This is a genomic window from uncultured Sphingorhabdus sp., assembly GCF_937872355.1.
In the GTDB taxonomy this organism is placed as follows: domain Bacteria; phylum Pseudomonadota; class Alphaproteobacteria; order Sphingomonadales; family Sphingomonadaceae; genus Sphingorhabdus_B.
In genome coordinates this window covers 1-3716 of record NZ_CALMSV010000004.1, presented here as the reverse complement: position 1 = coordinate 3716, position 3716 = coordinate 1, and the positions used below count along the sequence as shown (strand labels likewise).

Sequence of the window (3716 nt, the reverse complement as noted above, 5' to 3'; positions counted from 1 at the left end):
GCCCGAAGCTGCGATTTTGGCCAAGTTGAAGAACGAATGTTGAACGTTCGTGCCTACCAGGACCGGTCGTCACCACCGATTTCGTGGATATCGACCTCGATCGAGCACCTGTAGCTCTCTGCGATGTTGAACATCTCTGTCTGGAGAGATGCGATCTCATCATCGAGGCTGACGCCATCGGCACCCTGATCATAGGCGACGGTCAGCGTGTAATCGCAGTTCCCGGTCTTTTGCATCTGGTAATCCCGCTCCAGCATCGCCTCAATGCGCTCGCGAGCGGGCTTTCTGCCACGACCATGCTTGTTGAAGTTCTCGATGGTCAGATGCAGGGCGATGGTGACAGAAGGCGGCTTTTCCGGCAGCCCGATCCTTGAAGGAATGACGTCAAGCGCCCGATAGACGGTCATTCTTGAGATCTTGAGGTCGCGCGCGACGCTGGCCTTGCTCGCGCCGGCGGTGATCCGGCGTCGGATTTCATCGTCATCGATGTTTTTCTTCCGGCCTTTGTAGACGCCTTCGGCGCGCGCCGCCTCGATCCCGGCGCGCTGCCGGTCCTTGATGAACGTCAGTTCCATGTCCGCGACCATGCCCAGAATGGTGATCACCATCCGCCCCATGCTTCCGGCCGTCGTCACCTCCGGCTCAAGCACCCGCAATGAGGCTCCCTTCTGGTCGAGTTCATGAACCAGATTGAGAACATCGCGTGTGGAGCGACCGAGCCGATCGAGACGCAGGACGACGAGTTCGTCATCGGCGCGCAGGAACTGCATGATCGTCTCAAGCTCCGTGCGTCCAGTGCGCGATGCGCCCGAGCCTGTTTCGGAGCGGAGGATTTCACAGCCCGCTGCCTTCAACCGGGCAACCTGGATGTCGAGATCCTGGTCGATGGTGCTGACGCGGGCGTAGCCGACGCGGGTCATGGGCAAATCCGTCACATTAGGGTGGCTTTGCCCTCGTACAGTAACATTGGTGACGGAACCACCCTTTTGTGACATGTCGTATATGTCACTTCCGATCGTCACGTTCGGGTGCACCCAAATGGTGCGAGCGGAAAGGCCCCGGTCAGGCAGCAAGCCGCCCAAAATCGATCCGGCTATTCAGATCGAGGTCGAAGCGGCCATAAGGATTGACGTGGCTGTAAATCAGCGGTGTGAGGCCGCGATAATCATCCGGCGTCATCCGGCCCGTCCATTTCGGTTCCACCAGCACGCTCTGAAGCATTCGGGTGTTCACATAGACAAGCGACGCTTGCAGCAAATGTAGCGCCAGGACCGAGAGCTGCTGCTCATCGATGCGGTTAGTGGCGATCTCGCCGCCCTTGCCGAAGAAAACGAACCCATTGGCACTGTTCCAGTTTTCAACGACATTCAGGCCTTCATGAATTTCGCGGCGGAAGGACTCCTCGCGCAGATACCGGCACAGGAAGATCGTCTTGACCGCGCGGCCCAGCTCACTCAACGCCTTGTAGGTCGGGTGCATCACCTCGGAGCGGCTAAACCGGCGCAGGATCGCCTCCGGGTCGGCGGTTTTTGTCTGCATCGCGGCTGCATATTTGACCATCTCGTCATATTGCTGCTCGATCTCATCCCAGTTGATCGGACTGGAGAGGATCGGCTGCAAGTGGGGAAGCCGCGTTCGCATGCCGACATCGGGAAGAGCCAGCTTCTGGCGAGCGATCGCTTTCAGGCGGGGTGCAAGCTCAAATCCGAGAAGCCGGCAAAATGCAAAGCCAACCGCGCTTTGGCCATGACTATCAACATATTGTCGCTGGATTTCCATGTCGGTGCAATGGCGCAGCACGCCCTCGATCATGGAGGCGACCTCGGAGGAAGAGCAGCGCTTGAGCTGGGAATAGACGCATGTCGCGCGTCGTTCGACATGCCAGTAGATCATGACGCCCCGTCCACCATAACGCGCATGCCATTCCGTCATCAGGTTGCGATCCCAGGCTCCGAACTTTGTGGAATCTGACGCACAGGCCGTGCCGGCGTCCCCCCAGACTGCAGCATTGCGGATTGCCAGGGTCGCATTCGCAACCCTGGCACACGCCTCCTTGAGCGCCGCGGCATGAACGAAGCGGCGATGGACATGCAGCAGCTCTTCATAGCTGACATCGGGGTGGCGCCGGCGATCCGCTTGAGCCCGGCATTCGTTCCCAGGCCGTAGAGGCATAGCAGGAGACGTTGATCCAGCGCGGTTTTCGGCAGTGCAACACGCGAGGCCGATGTTTCGAACGCTTCGAGAAGTCCCGTATCAAGGGCAGCCTCCTTCAGTACGTCGAGCAGCCCGGTCATCGGCCAGCGTTGGCCGATCTCGGTCTTGATCGAGGCGAGACCCCTGGGTTCGGGCAAGGGTTTGAACGGGGTGAGAGATATACGGTTCTCGCCGCGCCACAGCAGCCGAACCTTGTCGTTCCGGGGAATATTGGCATTGAGGAGCAACAGTTCCTGAGCAAGCTCTTCCCGGATGGCGCTTGAAAATGCACGCGCATCCGCCGTCAGGTTCAATCCTGTGTAATATGCTTCTCGCCGCGCATCGAAGTCCTTGGGAAGATCGTCATCGGGATTGCGGTATCGGTCCGCCCCGACAACCCAGATTTCCTTAGAACGGATGCGATCGCGCAGTTGCGCGAGGACACAAAGCTCATAACTGATCCGGTTTACGCGCCCCTCTTCATCAATGACGGAACTGCGCCATCTCGCCGGAATGACCTCGTCGACCGGCACTGCGTGCGGCGGCACGTAGCGGCATCCATCATCCACTTTGCTTCTGATCCAGTCCAGGGCCGCCAGCACCGGACGCCACACGGCGTTGTTCGACCGGAACTCCAGTGCCGAAAGCAGGCTTGGCAGCATACGGCGATAATGATTGGCCCATGACCTCCGCATCACCTTGTAGATCCGCCGATCCAAGGCGCCCTTTGCCTGGCTTTCCTTGATGATCGCCGCCAGTTTGTCCTTGCCGGCGATTGGGAAAATGACATCGCAGATGCGCCCGGATGGATCGTCGATCGAAGCGCTGGCAATCTCGACCAGGAGTCGCTCCTTGCCATAGACCCGCTCGATGTCTTTCGCGATATCGCCCACCACCTTGCGTTTCGAGCGCGATCCGATCTTATGGACCGTCTCGATCAGCAGGTCGACCATCGCATCCGTAAGCTGAGCTTCCCGCGCCATCAGATAAACGGCATAGAGCCCGAGCTGGCGCGCCGGTACATGCCGGCGCATCTCCGAGGCTTTCTCGCCGGCAACCCGGCGAACGATCTGATCGACCCATGCCTTGCCCGTGACCGATAGGAAATCTCGGGGAAGAGCAAGCCGTTGGATAAAGGCGAGTTTGGCGGTCACGCCAAGAATGTTTTCGAGCGTCGCCTGACCTGCATCCCCCTTCATCGTGTTGAAGCCGGTCGGGCCATCGGGATCGGCGAGCGAGGCTTCCAGCAAGGCGACCGCATCCGGCGCAAGCCGATCGCGGACTCGGGCCAACAGGGCCTCCAGATAGAGGTGTCGTTGCGAACGGACGAGGCGTTCCAGCTCCTTGCGCGACGGCCCATAGATACGGCGGTCGCGGCACCACAGGAAAACATGCTCGAGCATGGCATTGATCGGCTGCCCGCCCGCACAAAGATCGTCGGAAATCCACCTCGACAACGCCCTGCGATCCGTCTGCGTCATACGGCGGAACCCGAGATGCCGCAAAATCTCCGCGCAATGCCG

At 59.7% G+C, this 3716-nt stretch carries 1 protein-coding gene and 1 pseudogene; both read right to left on the bottom strand.

All coding sequences use genetic code 11. The features are described 5' to 3' along the window. Nucleotides 1-53: 53 nt before the first annotated feature. Entirely contained in the window at nucleotides 54-920 is an 867-nt protein-coding gene (locus Q0239_RS00080; RefSeq protein ID WP_298596476.1) for a recombinase family protein, read from the bottom strand. Between the two features lie 142 nt (nucleotides 921-1062). After that, nucleotides 1063-3674: pseudogene (locus Q0239_RS18130) on the bottom strand (Tn3 family transposase). Between the last annotated feature and the right edge of the window lie 42 nt (nucleotides 3675-3716).